We start from the raw sequence: 25,379 nt of genomic DNA, 5'->3' as shown, positions 1-25,379 counted from the left end.
AGTTCCGGCATTGAAATAGGGTTTAATTTAAGTTTGAGTTAGTTAAGTTGGTTTAAAAGTCGCGGTTCCAGATTGGGTCGCGATTTTTTGTTGCACCAATGAACTTAAGAGTATTCCTACGCGTTTTTCGGTGTCATCTAAAAAATTGCATAAGTGGTTGATAATCATTATATTATAAGGTTAACCAAAACCAAAATATTATGAGATCAACACTAATGACATTGATTGCTTTACTGATTTCGATTTCTTCTTTTGCCCAGGTAGCCTATTTTCAATATAGAGTAGTACCTGCGGATCGTGAAGCTGAATTTCTGGATAAGGAAACGAACCATTGGGCCAAAGTTGCAAAGGCAGCTATTGATCAAGGAAAAATGACTGGATGGTCACTTTGGAGAAAAGTTGGAGTAACCGAAGATGGCGCTCCCAATTATGTATTTGTAAACCTTTATGAAAGTTTTGAAAAAGCCGCCCCTTCTGAGGTATGGACTAGTGAAAATGTTAAGCTGATGGGTGTTTCGCCTAAGCTTGTAGAGACCAATTCGTTTACAACGGTACCTTTTGACTATTGGCTTCAATTGGAAGATATGGTGCAAGGTGACTACAAATATGCACTCGTAAATTATGCAATGCCCAAAAATAGGGGCGCTTTTATCGAAGAGAATAAAACACTTTGGAAACCCTTGCATCAAAAGAACATTACCAATGGTAATTTGGGAATGAAATCATGGGGTATTATGTCAGTAGTTTATCCAAGAGGAATTGCTGCAAGGTTCTCTGCTCTTACCTGGGATGGATTTGACACCATGAAAGATGTGATGAATTATTTACGATACAATCCAGATGGTATGGATGCAGACTTCCAAGAGGTTGTCTCGCAATCCAAGATGGGCGAAATTATGCCGGAAGGAGGATTTCAGTATAGCATTATTTATGAGCTAGTCAAACGAATAGCCCCTGAATAACAGTTGCAAAAGAAAATAAAAAAAGCCCGATTACTCGGGCTTTTCCATTCGTTCTATAAATCAAATTTTATTCCTTGGGCTAAAGGAAGCTCAGTAGTATAATTGATGGTATTGGTTTGTCTACGCATATAAACTTTCCATGCATCGGAACCACTTTCACGTCCTCCACCAGTTTCCTTCTCACCGCCAAAAGCGCCTCCAATTTCCGCACCGGAAGTACCGATGTTTACATTGGCAATTCCACAATCACTCCCCGCAGCAGAAAGGAAACGTTCCGCTTCGCGAAGATTGTTGGTCATAATGGCAGAAGATAGACCTTGAACAACACCATTTTGAAGTGCAATGGCATTTTCAACAGATCCTGAATACTTCATTAAATAAAGTATAGGGGCAAAAGTTTCTTCTTGTACTATTTGAAAGCTGTTTTCCGCTTCAACAATGGCTGGTTTAACATAACAGCCACTGGAATATCCCTCACCTTCCAGTACGCCGCCGGGCACCAATACTTTCCCACCTTCTTCTTGGGCTTTAACCAATGCAGCTTCATACATGCTTACCGCATCTGTATCAATCAATGGACCAACATGATTGTTTTCATCCAAGGGATTGCCAATACGTAATTGTGAATAGGCATCAGTGATGGCATCTTTCACTTGATCGTAGATGGAATCATGGATGATCAATCGTCTTGTGGAAGTACATCTTTGTCCAGCAGTTCCTACTGCGCCAAATACTGCACCGATCACAGTCATTTTTATATCCGCATCTGGAGTCACGATAATGGCATTGTTTCCTCCTAATTCCAAAAGGGATTTTCCTAATCTAGCGGCTACAGCTTGAGCAACTATTTTCCCCATTCGGATAGAACCAGTTGCGGAAACCAATGGAACACGATTATCATTGGTCATCATTTCACCAACTTTGTAATCTCCATTGATCAAACAAGAAATTCCTTCTGGCAGATTATTTTCTTTCAAGACCTCAGCAATGATGTTCTGGCAAGCTACGCCACACATTGGGGTTTTTTCAGATGGCTTCCAAACACAAACATCGCCACAAACCCAGGCCAAAGCAGTATTCCATGCCCAAACGGCAACGGGAAAATTGAACGCAGAAATGATTCCAACGATGCCAAGTGGGTGGTATTGCTCGTACATTCTATGTCCAGGACGTTCAGAATGCATGGTAAGTCCGTGAAGTTGTCTTGAAAGTCCAACGGCAAAATCGCAAATGTCGATCATCTCCTGTACTTCACCCAAACCTTCTTGATAGGATTTGCCCATTTCATAGGAAACCAATTTACCAAGAGGTTCTTTCAGCTCTCTTAGCTTTTCACCAAATTGGCGAACAATTTCTCCTCTTTGGGGAGCAGGCACCTTGCGCCACTCGGTAAAAGCCTCGGTGGCTGTGGTCATCACCTTCTCGTAATCCGCCTGAGTGGTGGTTTTTACTTTTCCAATTAATGCACCATCTACGGGTGAATAGGAAGCAATGGCTTCACCGGAACTAAAGTTGTTGGACCCAGTGGAAGTGCCTTCATTTATTTGGTTGAGACCTAATTTTTCTAGAGCCTCATCAATACCAAATGCAACTGCAGTTTCTGACATTTATAACTTTTTATGTGTGAATTGTTATATTTTTCAAAATTACGAATAATCCTGTGGAAGTTTACAGGAATTTGTGGAGCAATATTAGCAAAATACCTAGCAATGCCGGTAGTGCTTGAACGGTAAATATTTTCTTTGAAGCGGTCCACGCTCCATAGATTCCGGCAATAGCAACACAGCAAAGGAAAAAAAGTGCGACATAGCCTTGCCATAATGCATTTTGAATCAGGAGTGACCAAATTAATCCGGCAGCCAAAAAACCGTTATACAAACCTTGGTTGGCTGCAAGCGTTTTAGTAGGTTCAAACAATTCCTCTGGGAATTTCCTGAAAACTTTTTTGGCCCTTGTGGTCCATGCAAACATTTCCAACCATAAAAAATAAAGATGGAGCAGGGCAACAATAGCGATTATGATTTTGGCGAGAATTAGCATAATTAATCTTTTGCAATAAATCGTTCATCAACTGGCATAACGGTCCCACAATTATTACAAGTTCTTAAAGTCTTTGAACCATAAAAGTGCTTGAAATGTGCCAGAAAGTCTTTTTCAATATCATGTAGTGTAAAATAGGCTTCGTACAGTTTGTGATTGCAATTGTCACAAAACCATAAAAGGCCATCATCTACTTGCATATGATTGCGTTTACGCTCAACCACAAGTCCAATTGAACCCTCATGCCTTACAGGTGAATGGGGAATCTTGGCAGGATGCAAATACATATCCCCGGCACCCAATTTCATGGTTTTCTTTTTCCCATCTTCTTGGATGTGAACCTCAATATTTCCCTCTAATTGATAAAAAAGCTCTTCGGTTTCATTGTAATGATAATCCTTTCGGGCATTTGGTCCCGCAACTATCATAACAATATAATCACCGGCTTCTTTGTAAAGGTTTCTATTCCCTACAGGAGGCTTCAAGGTATCCCTATTTTCCTCAATCCATTTATTTAGGTTGAATGGTGCTTGTATTGCCATTTCCAAGATTTGTTGAAAGGTATAAAATTCCTTACTGGAAACATAGGGAATAACAAAAAGACCCGAGCATTGCCCGGGTCCAAATTTAATTATGTAAAACGTTTTATTGGGCTTCCACCTTCATGAAGATTTGCGTAAAATATGGTCTCCCTTGTTTGTCCAATTGAACACTCAAGGTTGTATGCGTAAAATCCCCTTCCAAGGTATTTTTATGGGAATCACTGTCCAACCAGCCCTCAAGTGTGCCTTCCGCTGAGGTATAAAATCGTGCTACATTTTCACTGACTTGGATGGCATCTATTTCCGTAGCGATTTTGTTTGCACGTGCTTCAAAATTATCGTGACTTAGCTTATTTTTTGAAATCATATAATCGTTATGATCCTTGGCATGTACATAAGAGGATGAGCTAACGACCAAAGTACTTGCTCCAACAGAGGCTCTGTGGTCGTTCACCAATTCAATTAACTCTGATTCAATTGAAGATGGGTCAACCGTTAGTTTTTCGTTCTCTAAAACAGGGTTATTAATGGCACTTTCGTCTCCAAAGGCTTCAGTCTTGCTGCACATTGTTAATGTAGCCAATACAACCAACGCCAAAAGGGTGGATTTTAGCTTTTTCATTTTCCGGGGGTGTAATTTAGGGCTGTTCTATGACCCTAAGTGTTCTTGCAGCTAAACTAGGATGCACCGGTTATGATACCATGAAATTTCCATGGTGTGGTGAATTTATCCGTTAAGTTGCTCAATTTCTAGGGAATGGGCGATTTAGGTCAAGAAATGGCTTACCGTTTATCCGATAAACTACACCTTTTATATAATCGTATTTTGGGAGTTTGGGTCGGATTCAATCGCAGGTTCATTCTCATGTGCTTTCTCCAACACCAATGAAAATACCAATGCTCCAATTTCCTTGACTGGATTGTAAAAGATGGATTCGTTTTTTGTGTCTTCGTTGATGAATTCAAACGGGGAGTTTAATCGCTCGAAGAAAATAAGTAATGCTCCAACTATTATGGCTACTTTGAGCATCCCGAACAAACCGCCTGCTATTTTGTTTAACAATCCCAACATGGCAAAATCAGCAATTTTGGTTAGGAACTTTCCTGCCAAATGTACCAAGATCACAATACCAAAAAAGGTAATCAGAAAAGCGGATATCTTAAGGTATTGGCCATCCCAACCCATGTTTTCGGACAGATGGTCAGCGGTTAGGTAGGAAAAGTGGATAGCGCCATAGATTCCAGCTATCAATGCAATTAAAGAAGCAATTTCAACAAATAGTCCATTCTTCAATCCTTTGAAAAGGCCCCAAATCAAGAGCACACCAATAACGATATCCAAAAAGTTCATCTGTTCAATTTTAACAAATATAGGATATTGATGACTACCTTTGAAAGAGCTAAACGAATATGGCAAGAGACGAAATTTTAAAAGAAAGATGGGATGATTTGGTTTTAAAATTATCCGACCAATTTTCGGATGGTGACCCTTTGGCGTTGGATGGAATCATTTACCTGGTTGGTGTTCAGGAATTGGGAAATTTGCATAGAAGTTTCAAGAAGGACGAAAAAGTCAATTTAATGCATATTGCCATTTGCAGATTATTAGAACCTTATGGCTACTATGAGTTTGATTTTTTTGATGACGATGGTTGGCCACACTATACTGTTAAGGAACAATTGCCACCCCTAAAACCAGGCGAACAATCCATACTTATGAAAGAGGCATTGGTCAATTATTTTTTAGAAAAAAACTATATTGAATAGGAAGCAAATATGCTATGGAAGAGCTACGGGAATTTACCAATGTTAACCGAACAAAAAACTTTGATGCAATTGCAAAACAATCCTTTGACCTTTTAATCATTGGAGGCGGTATCACCGGTGGTGGAATTGCCTTGGATGCGGCTTCACGAGGATTGAAGGTACTGTTGTTGGAGAAAGGTGATTTTGCGTCTGGAACAAGTAGTAAATCCACCAAATTGATTCATGGTGGGTTACGTTATTTAAAGCAATTTGATTTCTGGTTGGTCAAGGAAGTAGGTTCAGAAAGAGCTATCGTACATAAACTGGCCCCTCATTTAGTGCTTCCAGAAAAAATGTTGCTACCGCTTATTGAAGGCGGTTCTTATGGAAAGTGGCTCACTTCCATTGGATTAAAAGTATATGACATTCTGGCCCAAGTTTCTGGTGATGACAAACGGCAAATGCTGGAAAAAAAACCAGCAATGAAATTGGAACCGTTACTTCCCAAAAAAATATTGAATGGCGCAGGGTATTATGCGGAATACAGAACAGATGATGCAAGATTGACCATTGAAAATATCAAGACAAGTATAAAGCACGGCGCAGAGGCATTGAATTATGCCAGGGTAACTGATTTTCTGTATAAAAAAGGTAAGGTATCGGGTGTAGTGGTCAATGATGAGCTAAATAATACTACATACAAAATCAATGCTAAATATGTAGTAAGCGCAGCTGGACCTTGGGTAGATGAATTGCGAAGTATCAATAATTCCAAAAAAGGAAAGCGGCTACATTTGACCAAAGGAGTGCATTTGGTATTTCCAAAGGAAAAATTGCCCGTAAAGCAATCTGTCTATTTTGATGTACCCGATGGCCGCATGATTTTTGCCATACCACGTGGAAAGGTGACCTACGTGGGCACCACCGATACCAATTTCAATTTGGACAAAGACAATGTGCAGACAGATTTGGCGGATGCCATTTATTTGATCAGTGCGGTGAACAATATGTTCCCGGACATCCATTTAGAAATGGATGACATAGTCTCCTCTTGGGCAGGGTTACGCCCATTGATCCATGAAGAAGGGAAATCTGCTTCAGAACTTTCCCGAAAGGATGAGATTTTCACTTCTGACACGGGTTTGATTAGCATAGCGGGCGGTAAGCTAACGGGATATCGCAAGATGGCAGAACGAACCGTGAATAGGATTGCTCAAAGGATGGAAGATGAACATGGGGTGGAACTAGTACAATGTATTACTGATAAACTTCCGCTTTGTGGCAGTGCCTTCAAGAAGTTCAAACATGTTAAAAAATACATGGATGAGATAAGCAATCGTTTGCAAACTGAAGGATTTACAGCATATGACGCATGGTATTTGGTTACCACCTATGGCATCCAAACTGACTTGATTTTGGCTACATATGCCAATTTAAGAATCAAGGATCCTTATGTTAGGTTGATTCGTGCTGAGGTTCAATTTTCAATTGCCCATGAGATGTCAGTCACCCCAATGGACTTCTTTATTAGGAGGACAGGGCGGTTGTATTTCGATATTGACAGTGTACGTGAATATATGCAACCCGTTTTGGATGAATTCCAGAAGACGTTTGGTTATTCAAAACAAGAGATACAGCAATTCAAGGAGAAATTGTTGAACGAACTGGATACGCATTCCAATTTCTCCTTGGACAGAAGAGTTTAGGGAAGGGTATCAATTCATTTTATCCGTCAGTTTGCGAAAAACTTTTTTAGGATTCTTATTATCGTATAACACAGCATAAACTGCATTGATAATTGGGGTTTTTGTTTTTTTAATCCGATTTTGATTGATTAAATGTGCGCTTTTTGTGGCATAATAGCCCTCCGCTACCATATTCATTTCCATCATGGCACTTTTAACCGTATAACCTTTACCAATCATGTTCCCGAACATACGATTTCTACTGAAGGTTGAATACCCCGTTACCAACAAATCTCCGAGGTAAGCTGAATTGTTGATATTCCGTTTCATTTTGTAGACTTTGTCTATAAACCGCTTCATTTCGCGAATGGCGTTGCTCATCAACACACTTTGGAAATTATCGCCATAACCCAGACCATGTGCAATCCCGGCGGCAATTGCATAAATGTTCTTTAACATGGCGGCGTATTCTGTGCCAATAATATCGTCGGATATCTTGGTTCGGATATAATGACTTTGCAGCGCATCAGCCAACAATTCCGCTTTTTTGCCATCCGCACACGCAATGGTAAGGTATGACAAACGTTCCAAGGCTACTTCCTCTGCATGGCAAGGACCTGTAATCACTCCAATATTTTCAAAAGGGATATTGTAATTGTCATGGAAATGTTCACCAACAATAAGTCCGCTTTCCGGAACAATCCCTTTTATGGCGGAAAAGATGATTTTATCCTTTAACGAAGCGAATAATTTTTTCAATTCTGGTTCTAAAAAGGCAGACGGAATGGCAAAAACAAGAACATCGGATTGGTCTACAACAGTGTTCATGTTATTACTCAGCCTTAATTTAGAAACATCAAACTCAACAGAGCTTAAATAGTTTGGGTTGTGCTTTTCGGAACGGATATGATCTATAGCTGATTCATTTCGCATATACCAAGACACTTGGTCTAAATTTTCAACCAACATTTTTACAATAGCAGTACCCCAGCTACCTCCACCAATTACGCCAAAGCGAAGTTTAGTATCCATCCAAAAGATTTAATCGCAAAGCTAAAAAATATCTTTTATCACACATTAAAAACTGAAAATCAAATAGTTATGATTTTTGGCATGGTGCTTGGTCTTTTTCAATTGAATCAAAACCTGCGGATTATGAGATACGGAAAATTACTTTTTGCATTATTGGGAATTAGCATGTTGGCAACTTCTTGCCATACAGATGTGATAATAGAAGATGATTTTTTTGAACCTACACCTGTGAACACGGCTTTGACTCTAGAAGACTTCGATTTGTGGTACGTGGATATAAATGCCACCAAAGGAAATGGAGAAGTACCTTTTATTCAACGGGCTTTTACACTAACATTTGATCATGGGGTTTTGCTTGCTAATAATAATCTAGTTGGAATTGGGAAAACCGGCAATGGATTGGGAATCGATGTGGCGAGCTATGGGACCCATTTTGGAGCAGTGGAAATAGACCATGACTTGGATGGAGTTTGGTTATTGGAAGTAATTGCGTTGAACGGTAACACCATAGAATTATATAGTGCCGATACAAACACATCCTATATTATGAGGGGATATCAGCAAAACACCTTTGATTATGATCAAGTATTTTATGATAACCTACATTACTTTTTGCAGGAATATGAAGCTTGGGAAAAGGTATACACCAGTGAAGTTGGGGCAGTCAACGACTTTGACGACGAAAACTTTTTGGCCTTCCTTTCAGGGAATGACGGAAGTTTCTTTAGGTCTTCGGTGGACGGTGCTGGCACATCATTGGTGAACCTACAATGGAATTATGAAGGAGATTATCAAGTGTTTGATGTGCCCAATGACCCATCACTTAAAACTTTAACACTGGATTATGACTTCATGGGCAATGACTATTTTGAACTTTACGTTATTGATGATAGTACCATTGAATTGTACCATGTGGCAAGTGAAACCATTTATGAGTTTCAGGGAAGAGGATACATTCAATACTTAAAATCTGGTAAAAGTGCCGTGAAAAAGCGTTCAAAAGTTAAAAATTCCATAATGAACGTGAAAAGGCAAAGAAAAATGTAAGGAATCTAAATCCTTATAGACAATATAAACAAGTTTTTTGGTTGGTTATTTAGTTAAGAATCGCCTCAGGCTCTCCGCTTGGGGCGGTTCTTTTTTTATATAATTTATTATAGGTGACTAATCGATTTTATGTAAGGCAAATAGGCAACTGTATTTTTTCGTAACTTTTTGGTTATGAAGGAGAAACAGAAAATGGAAATGGCCAATAAGGCTCATAAGGAGATTCCAGGTAATCCCTCGACTGCTACCACCAGCAAATTAAAATTGAATGATCGATCCAATGGGAAACCGCTTCGAGTACTTTCCGAGGATGATTGGACATTTTGGAAGGAAAACGGATATATCGTAATTAAAAATGCGGTATCCAAAGCGCAAGTCAAAGCAACTGCTGAATTTATTTGGGAATTTGACGAAAAGGATCCCAATGATTCGTCAACATGGTACGCCCCGGTCCGAGCGGAAATGAAAATGAAGGAACTTACAGGAACGGGAATGGTGGAAGTCTATAATCACCAGCACTTATGGAATAATAGACAGGTGCAAAAAGTATATGATGCCTTTGTGGATGTTTGGGGTACGGAAAAACTGTGGGTGACCATTGACCGTGCCAATTTGAACATTCCGCTACGACCGGGCCAACAAAAAAAAGGGTTTATTCATTGGGATTATGATCCTGAAACAAAACCACAAAATGTGCAGGGTGTGTTGGCATTGGCGGACCAAACCGATGAAAACATGGGCGGTTTTCAATGTATTCCATGGCTTTATCGCAATTATGATACATGGAAACTGACACAGCCAGAAGATCGAGATCCATTTCAACCTAACCTAGATGGTTTGGAAGAGAAAATCGTAAAGGTCAAAATGGAGGCTGGCGATTTGTTGATATTCAATAGTACAGAGCCGCATGGTATTCGTCCCAATGTATCCAAAGACAAGGTTCGTGTGGCGCAATACATTTCGATGATGCCAGCCGAAGAAGATAACAAGGCATTGCGTGAATGGCGCATCAATTCCTGGAAAAATAGATTGGCTCCAGAGGGATTTGCATTTCCAGGAGACCCAAGAAATTGGGAAAGGGATAAATATAAAACTGCAAAATTAAGCCCATTGGGGGAAAAATTATTGGGCTTAAGGCGGTGGTAAAATTGCCAAATCCTTAAAAATGAACATACTTATGGTCTACTAATGGAATATTGGTATTTTTGCCGGCTTCAAACCACAGCATGAAAAAGTATCTCAATCTATTCGATTTTTCACAAAAAGTAAATTACCGAACCGAAGTCCTTTCAGGTTTAACCGTTGCTCTGGCCTTGGTTCCAGAAGCAATTGCGTTCGCCTTTATAGCAGGACTTTCGCCTTTGACGGGACTTTATGCGGCTTTTGTTATGGGTTTGGTAACCTCAATATTAGGCGGCAGACCGGGGATGATCTCAGGAGCAACTGGAGCAGTGGCGGTTGTAATTGTATCCTTGGCACAACAATATGGGGTGGAATATGTCTTTGCCACGGTGGTATTAGCGGGACTACTTCAAATGGCTGCAGGGTTTCTAAGATTAGGAAAGTTGATGCGATTGGTGCCACATCCTGTCATTTTCGGATTTGTCAATGGTTTGGCAATTATCATTTTCATGTCCCAATTAGATCAGTTCAAAACCATGGATGGTAATTGGTTGACTGGAACTACGCTCTATATCTTTTTAGGATTGGTGTTGTTAACAATGTTCGTGATATGGGGTCTGCCTAAGTTAAGTAAGGTTGTCCCAGCTTCGTTGGTTGCAATTCTCTTAGTCTTTGGTATTGTATTTTTCTTTGGAATAGATACTAGAACCATTGGGGATATTGCCTCCATTGAGGGAACTTTTCCACCGTTCCATATTCCAGAATTGCCTTACACAATTGAGACCTTGCAAATCATATTTCCATATGCGGCCATTGTTGCTGGTGTTGGTTTGATTGAAAGTTTGCTTACCCTGAATATTGTGGATGAGATTACGGAAACTAGAGGAAGAGGCAATAAGGAAGCTGTTGCACAGGGTACGGCCAATATACTCTCTGGCCTATTTTCCGGTATGGGAGGTTGTGCAATGATTGGGCAGAGCCTTATCAATACCTCCAATGGAGCACGAGCTCGGTTATCGGGAATAGTTGCTTCAATCATGCTTCTGGCATTCATCATGTTTGGATCAAGTTTGATTGAAAAAGTACCTATGGCTGCACTTACAGGTCTGATGATCATGGTGGCGCTTGGTACTTTTGAATGGGCAAGTTTGCGAACATTTAGACGTATGCCTAAATCCGATGTCCTGGTTATGATCTTGGTTACATTGGTAACCGTGTTCCTTCATAATCTGGCTCTGGCCGTTTTGGTAGGCGTCATCATTTCAGCTTTGGTATTTGCTTGGGATAATGCCATTCGAATTCGTGCAAGAAAGCACACTGATGAGGAAGGGGTGAAGCATTATGAAATTTATGGACCTTTGTTTTTTGGAAGTACTACCCTTTTTGCTGAAAAGTTCGATGTGGTGAATGACCCTGATGAGGTAGTCATTGACTTTGCGGAAAGCCGTGTGGTGGACATGTCTGCCATAGAAGCAGTAAGCAAGATTACAGAACGCTATAAAAAATTAGGCAAGAAAGTGCATTTAAAGCACCTCAGTAAGGATTGTAGACGTTTGTTACAAAATGCCGACGAAATTATAGAGGTAAATGTGATGGAAGATCCAACCTACAAAGTAGCGGTAGACAAAATATGGCCGTATAAATAGAGGTTTAATTTCTCAACCTACCCGAAAAGACACTAATATTAGGATTGATTGGATTGCCAGAGGCGCGTCTTAGCATTGTAATCTGCCCTGCATGATAGATACAATCCGATAACATGCCGTTGATCATATTCCAATACGGGTATTTTGATTGATTGTCACCACGTTGAAAAATTACCTCAAATCCTTCAAAATCTTTTGCTTGTTTACCGGCCATAAGCTCACTTGCAGCTTTTAGATTATGCAATGTTTTGCTGCGCAGTTCTTCGTATGACAAACCTTCAATATCCATAGGTCGTATGTTGGGAGTTGCACTTGGGGCATTCTTAATGGTTTCGGACATGCCATAAATGTGTTGCATGGTCTGAAAAATGGTACGGCCATCTTCAGATGCTTTGTATTCCAAATCCTTTTCGGTAAGCTCTTTAGTGGCCCAATGGAATCTAAAACCAAGACCATCTATCATTCTAGCCGCAACGTTTCCGGGGCTATAGTCAGCAGGGTAATCTGGGATTTGGTGATACGGTAAATTGTCTTTTTCCTGTGCATTCATAGTGCTCATAAATAAGAATAAGATTAACGCTATTGGCAGTAGTTTAGATGTCTTTTTCATTTTGATTGATTATTGATTAGAACCAGAGTTGTAATTCGCCATCTGGATTTATTTCTTCCCATTGGGAGTGTAATGTATTGAATTCTTTTCTAATTTTTGAGAGTGCTTGAGGTGTCAGGTCTTTTGGGTATTCAAGATGATGCTCTTCAAGAATAGCTCTCAAGGTATCAATGTATTCCTCATGTCTTGAAGTCTGTAATTGCTCGGTCAATAAGTTCGGTTTGCAATGACTCCAATGGAAGATTTTTAGGTAGAAGTGCATCGGGTCGTTTTTCACGAGGAATTTCGAAGTCGCCAATGTCATGTCCACTTTTAAGCAGTCCGAAAAAGGCAGATTCAAAACCCAATGTAGTTTCAATTGCAAAGTGTGCAATGTCATGTACTTCAAATCCTGGATGGATTTTAGTCCAAGTCACACTGCCGTCATCACGGGTACATGATAAGGTACTTGGTTTGTTTTTATGCTTTTTGAATTGGATTTTCAAAACAATGGTTTATTGCGTGCGTAGACTCCAAATCTCATAAAGCGGATCACCTTTACTGCTGAAACCAGAATGATGCCAATTCCCTTCCTTCAATTCAAAATCGAATTCCAGACCGGCCCCTACGCGTGAATTGTCCCTGGAGAAAAACTCAATATTCTCCGTGTATTTTCCATCAATAGTGGTGTAGTTCCCTCCTCCTGTAGCCATAAACTCTTTGGTCTCTGTGTTGTAGGCAATCCACTGAAATCGTGTTCCTGATAAGATTTTCATCGTTTTTCTGGGTCTGTTGGTATCCCGTTGTTGTAGTTCCCCATTGCGTTTTCTTCCAGACATTAACCATGCCCCTGAGAGGGCTCCCGGAGCGCCATCATCTATGCGTTTCCACACCATGTCATAGCCTTTGGCTGTTAGCATTTTGTCATCCAATTCTATTTCAAAGGTAACCGTGGAACCAACTCGCTCAGGTTTGTCAGAATCAAACTCAACTAATTCCGTAATGGTAGTACCTTCCAATTGCCATCCACCACCATTGGTTTTGATAAACGCTCCGGTAGTCGCATCAAACCAAGTAGCTACTTGGTGTCCATCGGAAAAAATGACCACATTTCGAACCTGACGTCCGTTCTCATCTACGGAAAAGTTCTCCCAAGCACCGACCAAATTTTGACCAATTGCGACATAGGATAATAGTAAAAATGCAATTGTGGATAACACTATTTTTTTCATGGGTAAGGAATTCTATTTCCTAAAGTTACCCATCAAAATGGAATCCTAGGATTTTCGGCCTGAAAAAATGTAAAAGATTGAATTAAAGTACTATGCCCCTAAAGTGTACGCAGGTATTCTGCCAAATCACGAGCTTCGTCTTCAGACAAATTCTGATTTAACATAATTGCGTTGTTGTATTCTTTAAGCAATGCCTTGGCAATAGGGTCTTCACGCAACATTCCATCTGGATTAAGAATCATGTTCATGACCCATTCTGGACTACGACGTTCGTAAACACCCGCCATTGCAGGACCAATCATTCTTTGGTCTACCATGTGGCAGGCCACACAAATGGCATTGAATTGCGCTTCTCCGCGTGCAGCCATTTCAGCATCAACTTCATCTCCAAAAGTCACCTCTTTTATTGGACCAACACCTTTATTGTTCAAATCCACGGGAACCCCTTCGTTGGCATTTTCCTTTTTGTCTTCGGCTTTCGTTCGGCTTACTTCAAAACCATCTTTCTTTTCTTCTTTTTTACCGCCACAGCTTGCAACAAATGCCGCTAACGCTAAGAACAATACTATTTTTTTCATTTCTGTAATTGGTGTTGTAGTTAGTAGATTTTGTAGCTACTAAGATAACTAAATAGCATTGAACTTTTAAACCCAATATTTTGATACACCTAACAAATACTACACTGTCGTACCCAACTCATCAAAAAACTCAAATGCTCTCTGTTCTGTGTATGTGATATTGTTTTTGCCCCAAAATCCAACATGTCCTCCATATTTTGGTGTTTCCAAATGAATGAAAGTACTATTCCTGGCCAGTTCCACGGGGTAACAATCTGAACCTAGAAAGGAATCATCTTGAGCATTGATGAGCAAAACAGGCAGTTTAATGTCCTCTAAAAACTGAAGACAACTACATTGCGTATAATAATCTAAAGCATCTTTGAAATTATGCGCACGGCTGGTATAAACATCATCAAAATCTTTAAGTGTTTTGATGGATTTATAGTCAGCATCGGAAACAAGGGCCGGGAACATCTGTTGTTTCTGCCTTAATTTGGCCAAGAGGTGTTTTTTGAAGCGTTTGGCGTAGAGTATATTGTTGAAGGAAAGGAGTTGATTACAGGAATCGTACAAGCTGCATGGCACGGAAATAGCTGCCGCAGCTTTTATTTCTTTTGGAATCTTATTGCCTTCGCCCAAATACTTCAATACTAAATTCCCACCAAGACTAAAACCTTTCAAATAGATTTCCTGGTAGGATTTGGATTTAATGATATGGGCCAACACTTCGGTTAAATCCTCGGTAGCCCCACTGTGATAAGAGCGGAACTTGGTATTGGGTTCGCCGCTGCATCCTCTGTAATTCACAGCACAAGCATCAAACCCTTTTTGGTTCAATAGCTTTGCACTTCCAGTAATATAAGGTCGCTGTCCATCACCTTCCAATCCATGTAGTAAAACAACCAGTTTTGAAGTCGAATTATCGGTGAAACTCCAGTCCAAATCCAAAAAATCCCCGTCGGTGAGCGTAAGGCGCTCCCGATCTTGCTTAAAATCCTTGACCTTTCGAAACAGGCCACAATAAATAGTGGCCAAATGTCCATTTTTAAAAAACCGTGGTGGCCGGTAGGTTGAAGTCAGTAAGGGCATTAATACAATATATTATGAACAGGTTTGACTTTGGGTGGAAGATTATCCTCATCCAACATATCCCTTAAATCAATCTCAATGGTTCTGCACAATGCGGTCATGGGAACATCATTAATCCGTCCTTCAAAAGGATCTTCACTATTGCTGCCTACGCTTTCCATGGTAGAAAAAATCCAAGATATAAGTATGGAAAAGAAAATCATTAAAACAATATACCACCAGTTATTTCCCACATTGAGTTCCTTTAATTGGGTTTCAAAAACATTGAGCAGACCAAAAGGGAGCAACAGTAGAAATATCCAAGTAAAAACCGTACTGAAATAGGCATATTGTCTAGGAAAAGGAGTGTTTTTTATACGTTCACATTTCCCCTGCAGCGTATACATTTCCTCTAGATTGCCATGTAATACCATTTTATCAAATTCCGTGATTTTTCCCTGTTCAATCAATCGTTTTAGATGTTTCCCTTGTTTTTTGACGAGGTGTGTGGCGACATTTTTCCGATTTTCCAGGGAATCTACTTCTTCTGGTCCCAATAAGTGATCCATTCCACTGCAAACTGGATTTCGTTCTCCATGCCGGTCAAAAAGTCGTTCCACAGAACGGTTCCCTTTTATTGAAAAGCTGTTAGGTTGTCTAAGTTGAATGCGTAGTGCATTAATCCAGGCAATATGGCGGTAAATCAGCAAAACTTGTGCTTCACGATCATCTTTTACAAAACTGAGGACATTGTTCGCCCATGTCCGTGAGTTGTTCACTATTCCACCCCAAATTTTACGAGCTTCCCAAAAACGGTCATAGCTTTCACTGTTCTTAAACCCGATATAAAAAGCCACTGCGATACCTACAACGGAAATGGGTTCGAAGGGAATATCGATATGGGTCCAACCCCATATGTGGTATAAGTAAAATATTACAGAGGCGTATAATGTAAAGAATATCAATCTGCGCCATGCGAATCTTAGGATTAGCGACCAGCTTAGGTTTCGTTTGATATACATGATGATGGTTCTAGATGGTTATTACCATCCAAATTACAAAGAATAGCAGGAATTTTACTAGTCCTTGGGGTACAACTCTAGAAGTTTAGTTTGACTTTCGATGGCCGCCTTGAATTCAGTTTTCAACTCTGAAACCAACTCTTTTACACTTAACGTACTATCGATAGAAGTCACGCCTTGCCCTGCAGACCAAATGGTTTTCCATGCTTTTGCCTCGGTATCCAATTCTTTTCCGAAGTCTATTTTATGGTCTTTTTTAAGGTCTTCTTCGGTCAAGCCGGCAGCTTTAAGACTAGCGGCTAGGAAATTGGCATGTACCCCAGAAATGGCTGCGGTATAAACAACATCATTGGCACCTGCATCGATGATCATTTGTTTGTATTCATCAGGAGCTTTACTCTCTTCAGCATTAATAAATCGGGTACCCATATAAGCAAGGTCTGCACCCATTTGAAGTGCTGTGGCAACATCCCTTCCAGTGCTGATACAACCGGATAGAATAATGGTCTTGTCGAATATTTTTTTGACTTCAGCGACCAAACTCATAGGATTCAGCGTTCCACCATGGCCACCTGCACCGGCAGAGACCAAGATAAGTCCATCAACTCCTGCCTCAGCAGCTTTCTCTGCATGTCTTTTTTTAATGATGTCATGAAATACCAATCCCCCGTAACTATGTATGGCATCTACCACCATACTTACCGCCCCAAGAGAAGTAATGACTAATGGGACTTTATGCTTCATACAGAGTTTCACATCTGCTTCCAACCTTGGATTGGTAGGATGAACAATAAGGTTGACTCCAAAGGGAGCCGCCTTTTTACCTGTTTCCTTTTCAAACTCGGCTAACTCAGATTTAATCTGGATCAGCCATTCCTCAAATCCTTCACTTGTACGCTGATTGAGTGCAGGGAAAGTGCCAATAATTCCATTTTTACAACATTCAATTACCAGCTTTGGACCAGAAATAAGAAACATGGGAGCCGCAATGGCAGGAAGACTTAGGTCTTGAATAAAATCAGCTTTAGTTGTCATGGTGAGATATTGATGTTCTAAATTAAGGTTAATTAAGCCAATGGGTTTAGGCTTTTCCCAAAAGTATGGTAATTTTACAATTATTATGCATGCATAACAAATATACTATTTATGTTTTTAAAAGAATTTGAAGTTCGTTGGAGCGACCTGGATGCCAATAGGCACTTGGCAAACTCAGCCTATATCAATTTTATGAGTCATACCCGTATGTCATTCTTAACGCAACTGGGTTTTGCACATAAGGAGTTTGAACAACTTGGTATTGGTCCGGTTGTTTTCTATGAGCACATCTACTATTTTAAAGAAGTATTTCCAGGAAAGCCAATACAAGTTTCTTTGGAATTTACGGGGATGAGTGCAGACGGTAAATTCTTTGAATTCAACCATAATTTTTATGATTACAAAGGAAAACACTTGGCGCATTGTGAGATGATGTTTTCGTGGATTGACATGAAATCAAGAAAGCTAATTACACTACCTTCCGAAATATTGGGCGTATTTGATAAGCAAGAAAAAGCACCTACATTTAGAGTGCTGACTAAGGAAGACACGCGCAGGTATGCCAAAGTCCCTGTAGACTTATCATAATGACTTTTGATTTGATCCCCTTCTTTTTTTAAGGGTGAAAATGTAAATAAAATAGCCTAAAATGCATAGACGCATGGTTAAAATGGCTATATCATATATTGATAATAGAGGTTGATCTAAATGTAAGATCACAGCCAGACTTCCTTCGGATAACATGATGTTATGAATTTCTTTAGCAATCCAACTTTCGGGTAGTAAGGTAACCAACTTCTCACTTGCAAAATGGAAGATAAGGTATATTGCTCCTATTCCCAGTAATGGATTTGTCTTATTCGCAGCATTGATTAGCCTAGATGACAAAATGAAAAGCGCAAAAAAGAGTGTGCCCAATAAAACACCGGATAAAAAAAGAATCATGGTTTACAGTAATTTAGATACTGGTAAACTAGCAGCATTTCTCTTGATTCGTGAAGTTCAATTGACAGATGCCATGTATGAATTGATAGATGTAGCCAAGTTGAAGGCAACTGTTAAGGTGTAGCCTTGGGTTTTCTGCTCGCTAGGTATACCCCTAACAATACGAATACAGTGGCGGCGATTTTTATGAATGTCAAATGATCTTTGCCAGAAAACATAGCGAATATGATACCTATCAAAGGCTGCACATATACAAATGCTCCAACTGTAGACGCTCTTAATTGGGTAAGTGCAAAAACATTGAACAGATAGGTCATAAAAGTTGTGCCAATAACCACAAAGGCGATAACACCATAAACCCAATTCGGTAAAGTTGTCCACTCAATCTGGGTAAACTCCGGATAGGTTACCGGGAAAGCCAGCACAAAACCTATGGAAAACAGCCATTTCATCAAAGTTAATGGATGGTACTTTTCCGTTAGTTTTTTCACCAAGATCAAGTAGGAACCATATACGGTAGCGTTTAAAACAAACAATATATTCCCTAAAGGTATGTTAGGTGCGTCTTGTCTTATTTCAGCACCAAATAGGATGAGACCTAATGCACCAATGAAACCCAAAAAAATACCCAAACCTTTATTTAAGGTTACTTTCTCTTTAATAAAAAGGGCGGATAATACCACAACAATAATAGGAGTAATGGTAACCAATACAGCGCTATTAATAGGTGTGGACAATTGTAACCCTTTGAAAAAAGCCAACATGTTGATGGCCATTCCCAACAATGAACAAGCCAAAATACGTCCCCAATCCTTGCGGGCTATTTTTTCTTTAGGACCTAAAAAGGAGACGATCCAAAATAGAATCGATGCCCCTCCGAGACGAAGCATAATAAAACCATATGGACCCACATAGTGGGGCATGGCCCCTTTTGCAATGGTATGGTTTAGGCCATATATTGTTGTGGCTGCTAGTGCGGCCAAAAGTGCAATATTTCTTTTACTCATGGATGAAGTGCGTCTTTGGCAGCTACCACAACTTTTTTGGAGTTGCCAATAAATATTTGGTTATCCACAATAACCACTGGTCTTTTCAGGAAAGTATAATGGTCTAGAATTAGCGCCTTATAGTCATCTTCATTCAATTGTTTTTCATGGAGTCCACGCTGTCTAAATAACATAGCTCTTCGACTGAAAAGGGATTCATAACTACCGGCCAAGGCCGCCATTTCATCTAGCTGTAGCTCGGACATGGGCTCGGTTTTAATTTCTTGTAGGATAACACCGTCTAAAGGCTCCAATTCTTTTAAAATTCTTTGACAAGTTGAACAACTACCGAGATGATATATTTTTTTCATTTGGCTTTACAATTTGTGCGGGCTAGATTAAGTAATGCAATCAAAGGTCGTTCATTTGGTTTTAAGAAAGGGCAAAATCCACAGCTTTCTGTGCATGTATTTTAGTGGTGTCAAAAGTGGGAATATCAACTTCGTTCGATGGAATTAGAATGGGTAATTCCGTGCAACCCAAAATCGCACCTTCTGCTCCTTTGTTTTTTAATTTTTGGATGATGGAAATACAGGTATGTTTGGCTTCATCTGTGAAAATTCCCTTCACCAATTCATTGTAAATTATCGATTGAAGAACATCCATATCATGTGTGTCCGGTGTTAAGATTTCCAGTCCATATTCCTGCTCTAGGATTTTTGAATAGAAATCTTTTTCCATGGTAAATTTAGTACCCAATAAGGCTACCTTTTTTAGTTTTTCGCCTTTTATGGCTTCACCAGTGGCCCTAGCAATATGAAGGAAGGGAATGTCCAAATTGTTGGTTATGGCATCACTTACCAAGTGGATGGTATTGGTGCATAGAACCACAAAATCTGCGCCAGCATTCTGCAATTTCTTTGCATGTACGGACATGGAATCCCCAATTTTATCCCAATCGTTGGAAAAGGAATAGCGCTCTATTTCTTCAAAATCTACCGAGGTAAGGATACTTTTAGCCGAATGCGATCCGCCCAACTGATCTCTCACCATTTCATTAATATGTTGATAGTAGATTTTTGAAGATTCCCAACTCATACCACCGATTAAACCTATTGTCTTCATTTTATTTGGTTTTGGATAAATACTCCGCTCCTTCAATAGAAAAGGAAGTTAGAAAATTTATCATTTGAGTTCGGATTTGTTTTTGTCTCCAACCAACGGTTGGTACTTCAACACAGGTACATTCGATATAATTTTCCATAATTTCACATTTAGATATTGGTAAATATCGATTTATAATAAAAATATGTACTACTTTGCTTTCGCAACATAGGACAAAGTTAAATAATATTTATATATCTATATTTATAGATATGTTAAATAAATGTGATAATGGATAAACAATTTGATACCATCCTTAAAAACCGAATAATATTCCAACGTATTCTAGAAAACACGCCAAGGGAACAACTCTTTGCGATACCTCAAGGATTTAGAAACAACATTTGGTGGAATATTGCCCATACCATGGTAACGCAGCAACTTTTGGTGTATAAACTAAGCGGTAAGGAATTTACCATAGAAACGGAGCTTGTTGATAAATATCGTAAAGGAACTGCGCCAACAGAAGAACCAAGTTTGCAAGAAATTGAAAAGGTTAATAACTACCTAATCGATACCGTTGAACAGATGAAAGTGGATTTTCAAAGTGGAAAGTTCCAAAACTTTGACTCCTACATGACAACGCCAAAAGTTGGGTTGGATAGCGTTGAAGATGCCATTACATTTATGGTTTTTCATGAAGGTATCCATCTGGGGGCCATTCTTGCCTTGCAAAAAGCAGTTGCGTCATAACCCCTTCTTATTCGTTGGACGTTTAAGGTATTTATTGGCTTCGGCAAATGGTATTATTATGATTTTAGGACCATCAGCGTACGAAGCAATTTCGTATTGGTTATAAACAAGTTGAACCCCGTGCTGTGTGTACCCTAGGTTTTCCGCAAGGTGAAAATGGTCTCCGTTGAACATAAATCCAGTGCCATTAATATTGGAATCCTGAGGAACATCTTCCTGAATTCTAAATTTGGTTTCGGTGTAATCCGTAAAGCCTTGCACATCTTCAAACAATTCCCAATTCTCTAATTCCTCCCCGGTAATCTTATCAAAATTCAAAAATGTTGTAGCACTGTAACCGTGGGCACCACCGGTGAAGGTATAGCTGCTCAATATTAGGCTCAGGATGTTTTTATCTTCATAGGCAACCTCACAATCAAGTTTAGCTTCCCATCCTATGGATTCATCCGGAAAACGTTCCTTTAAATCCATATAACTTTTACTGAAGGATGCAATCGCTTTTTTCACGTTGTCCACCTCTGACTCCTCATCAAAAGACAGCAGCACAATGACCTCTTCACGCATTGCATTGTTTACCGCGCCGCTTAATTTGGTATCATCCAGAGCTTTTAAAAGATTCAATTCAACATTAGGACAATCCGTGCAGGATTCCCCTTGAAATTTGTAGGGTTCTAAAGTAAGTTTATGGTCATCTTCGCAACCAAGGCTAAGCATTAAGAGGAACAGAAGACAAATATATTTGTTCATTGCAAGGGGTTTAGGGTCTTCAAAAATAAGACTTCATTGATTACTCCAAAACTTAACGATACATTTGTAGACATATCCAAATTATTATGAGTAAGAAATCGCTTCGATTCAACAGTAAGACTATACATGGTGGACAAATGCCAGATGCCGCTTACGGTGCGGTCATGCCTCCTATTTATCAAACTTCCACCTATGCTCAGAGCACTCCAGGTGGCCACAAAGGGTATGAGTACTCGCGTAGTGGAAACCCAACTCGTGCAGCATTGGAGGCTTCTTTGGCCAGCATAGAAAATGGGAAGTACGGTTTGGCCTTTGCTAGTGGTTTGGCCGCCATGGATGCGGTGATCAAGCTATTGAATCCAGGAGATGAGGTTGTCTCCACTAATGATTTATACGGGGGTAGTTACCGCCTTTTCAAACAAATATTTGAAAAGTACGGAATTAAGTTCCATTTCATTGGGATGCAGGATGCTGCAGCAATTGAAGCCAAAATCAATACGAATACCAAACTGATTTGGGTGGAAACACCAACCAACCCAATGATGAATGTTATTGATGTTAAGGCGGTATCCGCTGTGGCTAAAAAACACGGTTTGTTGCTTGCTGTGGATAACACTTTTGCAACTCCATATTTGCAAAGACCTTTGGATTTGGGCGCAGATATCGTGATGCACTCGGCCACCAAATATCTGGGAGGTCATAGTGACATAGTAGTTGGAGCATTGGTAGTTAAAGACGAAGCCTTGGCAGATAAATTGTTCTTTATCCAAAATGCAAGCGGTGCGGTTTGTGGTCCTATGGACAGTTTCCTTACCCTTAGAGGAATCAAGACCTTGCATGTTCGAATGGAACGCCATTGTGAAAATGGTAAGGCCATTGCAGAATATCTGCAAAAACACCCAAAAATTGAAAAAGTGTATTGGCCTGGTTTTGAAGACCATCCCAACCACGATGTTGCCAAAACTCAAATGAAGGGTTTTGGAGGAATGATTTCCTTTATTACCAAGGGAAGTAGTTATGAAGATGCGATTAGGATTGTGGAAAAATTGGAGGTTTTTACCTTGGCAGAATCCTTGGGCGGTGTTGAAAGTTTGGCAGGCCATCCGGCCAGTATGACCCATGCCAGTATTCCAAAAGAAGAACGGGAAAAAAGCGGGGTTGTAGATGCATTGATCAGACTAAGTGTTGGTATTGAAGATGTCAATGACTTGATTGCCGATTTGGAACAGGCGATATCATAGCTCATTTTGAAAAATTTTCAAAAAAAGCGCATTTGAATTATGCAAATAGTATAATTTTGCCGTCTAATTCCTAATTTGATAAAATTCCCTTGGTGTCGAACTCAGGGAAATTAAACTTGAAATCCGTCTTATGGAAGCAAAAATCAAAGCATTTATGGATGAGGTGGTTACCCGAAATGGGCACGAACCTGAATTTATCCAAGCGGTACAAGAGGTAGCGGAAACTGTTATCCCTTACATCGTAAAACATGATATATACCACGGCAAGAATATCCTATTGCGAATGGTAGAACCTGAGCGTTTAATCTCCTTTCGTGTAGCATGGGTAGATGACCAAGGTGAAATCCATGTGAATCGGGGTTATCGAATTCAAATGAATTCTGCAATCGGTCCATACAAAGGAGGTCTTCGTTTTCATCCAACCGTAAATGCAAGTGTCCTTAAGTTCTTGGCTTTTGAACAAGTGTTCAAGAACAGTTTGACTACACTGCCAATGGGTGGTGGTAAAGGAGGTTCAGATTTTAACCCTAAAGGTAAATCTGATGACGAGGTAATGCGTTTTTGCCATGCTTTTATGACAGAATTATGTCGTCATATTGGTCCAAATACGGATGTACCTGCTGGTGATATTGGAGTTGGATCTAGGGAAATCGGATTCCTATTTGGGATGTATAAGAAAATCAGAAACGAATTTACGGGTGTATTGACCGGTAAAGGTCGTTCCTGGGGTGGATCTTTGATTAGACCGGAAGCTACAGGATATGGTACTGTTTATTTCGCGGATAGCATGCTGAAAACCAATAATGATTCTTTTGAAGGAAAGAACGTTGTGATTTCCGGATCAGGTAATGTGGCGCAATTTGCTGCAGAAAAAGTACTTCAGCTTGGAGGTAAAGTGCTTACGCTTTCTGATTCTGGAGGATATATTTATGACAAGGACGGCCTTGATACTGAGAAATTGCAATTTGTCATGGATTTGAAAAACAACAAACGCGGACGTATTTCCGAATATGCGGATAAATATGCGTCGGCGGAATATCATAAAGGGAAAACACCTTGGGAAGTTGCCTGCGATGTGGCACTGCCATGTGCGACCCAGAACGAATTAAATGGAGATGATGCAGCAACATTGATTAAAAATGGCTGTATCGCCGTGGCTGAAGGGGCCAATATGCCTTCAACACCTGAAGCGATCCATGCATTCCACGAAGCAAAAATCCTTTTTGCTCCAGGTAAAGCATCAAATGCAGGGGGTGTTGCTACTTCCGGATTGGAGATGTCACAAAATTCCCTACGTATCAGTTGGACCCGTGAGGAAGTTGATGATCGTCTTAAAGCAATCATGAGCGATATTCACGATTCTTGTATCGAGTTTGGTAAGGAAGAAGATGGGTATTGCAACTATGTTAAGGGAGCCAATATTGCTGGTTTTGTAAAAGTAGCCGATGCTATGTTGGCCCAAGGGGTTATATAAACATCATTTCTGAATGTATATACAAGTGGGCGATTGCTGGTCAATCGCCCACTTTTTTTATCTTCAAACATTCTTAACCCTATGCAGGTAACCACAAAGGCCATAGTGCTTTCTTCTTTAAAATATGGCGATACAAGTCTAATCGTCAAAGCATTCACGGAATCTGATGGACTTAAATCGTATCTACTCAAGGGAGTGTTGAAATCCAAAAGAGGCAAACTAAAAGCAGCTTATTTTTTACCCTTGATGCAATTGGAGATTGTGGCACAGCATAAGAACAAGGGAACTTTGGAAACCATTAAGGAGGCGAAGGTAATAGCGCCATACCAGACCTTGCATACGGACATTGTCAAAAACAGCTTGGTGCTGTTTCTGGCTGAGATGTTAGGTAATAGCATTCAGGAGCAAGAAGAAGATTCTGGGCTGTACAACTACTTGGAATATGCTTTGCATTGGCTTGATTTTCACAATCCACCAGCCAATTTTCATTTGTTGTTCTTGTTGAATTTGAGCAAGTATTTGGGTTTTTATCCAGATACCTCTAGTGCGTCTTCCCCATATTTTGATTTGCTGGAAGGCAGTTTTTATTCGGTTCCATCCTTGAACCCGTTGTTACAAGGCGAAGAAATATTTCATTTCAAAAAGCTGTTGGGCATAAATTTTGATGCACTAAACACGGTGCAAATGAATAAGCCCCAAAGGCAGGGACTGCTAAAAAAACTGATTCTGTATTTTGAACTACATTTGCACGGATTTAGAAAACCCAAGTCCCTGGCTGTCTTAAATGCAGTTTTTGAGTAG

30 protein-coding genes are annotated in these 25,379 nt (G+C 39.9%); 12 read left to right on the top strand and 18 right to left on the bottom strand.

Annotated elements, in window-relative coordinates:
• Positions 1 to 200 precede the first annotated feature (200 nt).
• Positions 201 to 962: a hypothetical protein gene (locus M3P19_RS08740; protein WP_249657284.1), complete on the top strand. Its 762-nt coding sequence runs from the start codon at positions 201 to 203 to the stop codon at positions 960 to 962.
• A gap of 53 nt (positions 963 to 1,015) precedes the next feature.
• Here M3P19_RS08740 and amaB read toward each other — a convergent pair whose 3' ends face one another.
• From amaB to M3P19_RS08715, 5 genes are all read right to left on the bottom strand, one after another.
• Entirely contained in the window at positions 1,016 to 2,569 is a 1,554-nt protein-coding gene (gene amaB, locus M3P19_RS08735) for an L-piperidine-6-carboxylate dehydrogenase (RefSeq protein WP_249657283.1), read from the bottom strand.
• A 61-nt stretch (positions 2,570 to 2,630) separates the two neighbouring features.
• Entirely contained in the window at positions 2,631 to 3,002 is a 372-nt protein-coding gene (locus M3P19_RS08730) for a DUF1304 domain-containing protein (protein WP_249657282.1), read from the bottom strand.
• 2 nt (positions 3,003 to 3,004) lie between these two features.
• Positions 3,005 to 3,544: a 3-hydroxyanthranilate 3,4-dioxygenase gene (locus tag M3P19_RS08725; protein ID WP_249657281.1), complete on the bottom strand. Its 540-nt coding sequence runs from the start codon at positions 3,542 to 3,544 to the stop codon at positions 3,005 to 3,007.
• Positions 3,545 to 3,647: 103 nt separating this feature from the next.
• Positions 3,648 to 4,166, bottom strand: coding sequence for a CAP domain-containing protein (locus tag M3P19_RS08720; RefSeq protein WP_249657280.1), 519 nt, complete (start codon positions 4,164 to 4,166; stop codon positions 3,648 to 3,650).
• Between the two features lie 189 nt (positions 4,167 to 4,355).
• A complete protein-coding gene (locus M3P19_RS08715) occupies positions 4,356 to 4,895 on the bottom strand; it encodes a CvpA family protein (RefSeq protein WP_249657279.1) in 540 nt (179 codons plus the stop codon).
• A gap of 59 nt (positions 4,896 to 4,954) precedes the next feature.
• Between M3P19_RS08715 and M3P19_RS08710 the strand changes: the two genes are divergently transcribed.
• Complete coding sequence (locus tag M3P19_RS08710; protein ID WP_249657278.1) at positions 4,955 to 5,311, top strand: hypothetical protein; 357 nt, start codon at positions 4,955 to 4,957, stop codon at positions 5,309 to 5,311.
• Positions 5,312 to 5,325: 14 nt separating this feature from the next.
• Positions 5,326 to 6,996, top strand: a complete 1,671-nt coding sequence (locus M3P19_RS08705; RefSeq protein WP_249657277.1) for a glycerol-3-phosphate dehydrogenase/oxidase — start codon at positions 5,326 to 5,328, stop codon at positions 6,994 to 6,996.
• A gap of 9 nt (positions 6,997 to 7,005) precedes the next feature.
• Here M3P19_RS08705 and M3P19_RS08700 read toward each other — a convergent pair whose 3' ends face one another.
• A complete protein-coding gene (locus M3P19_RS08700; protein ID WP_249657276.1) occupies positions 7,006 to 8,007 on the bottom strand; it encodes an NAD(P)H-dependent glycerol-3-phosphate dehydrogenase in 1,002 nt (333 codons plus the stop codon).
• Positions 8,008 to 8,130: 123 nt separating this feature from the next.
• On the opposite strand from M3P19_RS08700, the gene M3P19_RS08695 reads away from it, so the two are divergent.
• From M3P19_RS08695 to M3P19_RS08685, 3 genes are all read left to right on the top strand, one after another.
• Positions 8,131 to 9,054 carry a nicotinic acid mononucleotide adenyltransferase gene (locus M3P19_RS08695; protein ID WP_249657275.1) on the top strand — a complete coding sequence of 308 codons (924 nt, stop codon included), beginning with the start codon at positions 8,131 to 8,133 and terminating at the stop codon, positions 9,052 to 9,054.
• 174 nt (positions 9,055 to 9,228) lie between these two features.
• Positions 9,229 to 10,200 carry a phytanoyl-CoA dioxygenase family protein gene (locus M3P19_RS08690; protein ID WP_249657274.1) on the top strand — a complete coding sequence of 324 codons (972 nt, stop codon included), beginning with the start codon at positions 9,229 to 9,231 and terminating at the stop codon, positions 10,198 to 10,200.
• Between the two features lie 80 nt (positions 10,201 to 10,280).
• Positions 10,281 to 11,822 carry a SulP family inorganic anion transporter gene (locus tag M3P19_RS08685; RefSeq protein WP_249657273.1) on the top strand — a complete coding sequence of 514 codons (1,542 nt, stop codon included), beginning with the start codon at positions 10,281 to 10,283 and terminating at the stop codon, positions 11,820 to 11,822.
• Between the two features lie 4 nt (positions 11,823 to 11,826).
• Here M3P19_RS08685 and M3P19_RS08680 read toward each other — a convergent pair whose 3' ends face one another.
• The 8 genes from M3P19_RS08680 to M3P19_RS08645 form a co-directional block, all read right to left on the bottom strand.
• A complete protein-coding gene (locus M3P19_RS08680) occupies positions 11,827 to 12,432 on the bottom strand; it encodes a DinB family protein (protein ID WP_249657272.1) in 606 nt (201 codons plus the stop codon).
• Positions 12,433 to 12,448: 16 nt separating this feature from the next.
• Complete coding sequence (locus tag M3P19_RS08675; RefSeq protein WP_249657271.1) at positions 12,449 to 12,643, bottom strand: hypothetical protein; 195 nt, start codon at positions 12,641 to 12,643, stop codon at positions 12,449 to 12,451.
• On the bottom strand, positions 12,612 to 12,917 hold the full coding sequence (locus tag M3P19_RS08670; RefSeq protein ID WP_249657270.1) for a hypothetical protein: 306 nt from the start codon (positions 12,915 to 12,917) through the stop codon (positions 12,612 to 12,614). The genes M3P19_RS08675 and M3P19_RS08670 overlap by 32 nt, the downstream gene beginning before the upstream one ends.
• Before the next feature lie 9 nt (positions 12,918 to 12,926).
• Entirely contained in the window at positions 12,927 to 13,643 is a 717-nt protein-coding gene (locus M3P19_RS08665; protein ID WP_249657269.1) for a membrane or secreted protein, read from the bottom strand.
• A 98-nt stretch (positions 13,644 to 13,741) separates the two neighbouring features.
• On the bottom strand, positions 13,742 to 14,221 hold the full coding sequence (locus M3P19_RS08660) for a c-type cytochrome (RefSeq protein ID WP_249657268.1): 480 nt from the start codon (positions 14,219 to 14,221) through the stop codon (positions 13,742 to 13,744).
• 99 nt (positions 14,222 to 14,320) lie between these two features.
• Positions 14,321 to 15,292, bottom strand: coding sequence for a YheT family hydrolase (locus tag M3P19_RS08655; protein WP_249657267.1), 972 nt, complete (start codon positions 15,290 to 15,292; stop codon positions 14,321 to 14,323).
• Positions 15,292 to 16,293 carry a bestrophin family protein gene (locus M3P19_RS08650; protein ID WP_249657266.1) on the bottom strand — a complete coding sequence of 334 codons (1,002 nt, stop codon included), beginning with the start codon at positions 16,291 to 16,293 and terminating at the stop codon, positions 15,292 to 15,294. Before M3P19_RS08650 ends, M3P19_RS08655 begins: the two co-directional genes overlap by 1 nt.
• A gap of 57 nt (positions 16,294 to 16,350) precedes the next feature.
• Positions 16,351 to 17,328: an NAD(P)H-dependent flavin oxidoreductase gene (locus M3P19_RS08645; RefSeq protein ID WP_249657265.1), complete on the bottom strand. Its 978-nt coding sequence runs from the start codon at positions 17,326 to 17,328 to the stop codon at positions 16,351 to 16,353.
• A 111-nt stretch (positions 17,329 to 17,439) separates the two neighbouring features.
• On the opposite strand from M3P19_RS08645, the gene M3P19_RS08640 reads away from it, so the two are divergent.
• Both M3P19_RS08640 and M3P19_RS08635 read left to right on the top strand, forming a co-directional pair.
• Positions 17,440 to 17,916: an acyl-CoA thioesterase gene (locus M3P19_RS08640; RefSeq protein ID WP_249657264.1), complete on the top strand. Its 477-nt coding sequence runs from the start codon at positions 17,440 to 17,442 to the stop codon at positions 17,914 to 17,916.
• 301 nt (positions 17,917 to 18,217) lie between these two features.
• Entirely contained in the window at positions 18,218 to 18,397 is a 180-nt protein-coding gene (locus M3P19_RS08635; RefSeq protein ID WP_249657263.1) for a hypothetical protein, read from the top strand.
• Here the strand turns inward: M3P19_RS08635 and M3P19_RS08630 are convergent.
• From M3P19_RS08630 to M3P19_RS08620, 3 genes are all read right to left on the bottom strand, one after another.
• Positions 18,387 to 19,280, bottom strand: coding sequence for a DMT family transporter (locus M3P19_RS08630; protein ID WP_249657262.1), 894 nt, complete (start codon positions 19,278 to 19,280; stop codon positions 18,387 to 18,389). The genes M3P19_RS08635 and M3P19_RS08630 overlap by 11 nt on opposite strands.
• A complete protein-coding gene (locus M3P19_RS08625) occupies positions 19,277 to 19,630 on the bottom strand; it encodes an arsenate reductase family protein (RefSeq protein WP_249657261.1) in 354 nt (117 codons plus the stop codon). The genes M3P19_RS08630 and M3P19_RS08625 overlap by 4 nt, the downstream gene beginning before the upstream one ends.
• A 61-nt stretch (positions 19,631 to 19,691) precedes the next feature.
• Entirely contained in the window at positions 19,692 to 20,384 is a 693-nt protein-coding gene (locus tag M3P19_RS08620; protein WP_249657260.1) for an aspartate/glutamate racemase family protein, read from the bottom strand.
• Between the two features lie 270 nt (positions 20,385 to 20,654).
• On the opposite strand from M3P19_RS08620, the gene M3P19_RS08615 reads away from it, so the two are divergent.
• Entirely contained in the window at positions 20,655 to 21,116 is a 462-nt protein-coding gene (locus tag M3P19_RS08615) for a DinB family protein (RefSeq protein WP_249657259.1), read from the top strand.
• Here the strand turns inward: M3P19_RS08615 and M3P19_RS08610 are convergent.
• Entirely contained in the window at positions 21,111 to 21,863 is a 753-nt protein-coding gene (locus M3P19_RS08610) for a DUF3298 and DUF4163 domain-containing protein (protein ID WP_249657258.1), read from the bottom strand. The two genes, M3P19_RS08615 and M3P19_RS08610, sit on opposite strands and share 6 nt — an antisense overlap.
• Before the next feature lie 86 nt (positions 21,864 to 21,949).
• Here M3P19_RS08610 and M3P19_RS08605 point away from each other — a divergent pair, with 86 nt between their 5' ends.
• The 3 genes from M3P19_RS08605 (at position 21,950) to recO (ending at position 25,379) form a co-directional block, all read left to right on the top strand.
• Positions 21,950 to 23,104 carry a cystathionine gamma-synthase gene (locus M3P19_RS08605; RefSeq protein WP_249657257.1) on the top strand — a complete coding sequence of 385 codons (1,155 nt, stop codon included), beginning with the start codon at positions 21,950 to 21,952 and terminating at the stop codon, positions 23,102 to 23,104.
• 130 nt (positions 23,105 to 23,234) lie between these two features.
• On the top strand, positions 23,235 to 24,578 hold the full coding sequence (gene gdhA, locus M3P19_RS08600; RefSeq protein ID WP_249657256.1) for an NADP-specific glutamate dehydrogenase: 1,344 nt from the start codon (positions 23,235 to 23,237) through the stop codon (positions 24,576 to 24,578).
• 81 nt (positions 24,579 to 24,659) lie between these two features.
• On the top strand, positions 24,660 to 25,379 hold the full coding sequence (gene recO / locus M3P19_RS08595; RefSeq protein WP_249657255.1) for a DNA repair protein RecO: 720 nt from the start codon (positions 24,660 to 24,662) through the stop codon (positions 25,377 to 25,379).

Origin of the sequence: Flagellimonas spongiicola, from assembly GCF_023502425.1 — a bacterium.
In the GTDB taxonomy this organism is placed as follows: Bacteria; Bacteroidota; Bacteroidia; order Flavobacteriales; family Flavobacteriaceae; genus Flagellimonas; species Flagellimonas spongiicola.
This window is presented reverse-complemented; position numbering and strand designations above follow the sequence as displayed.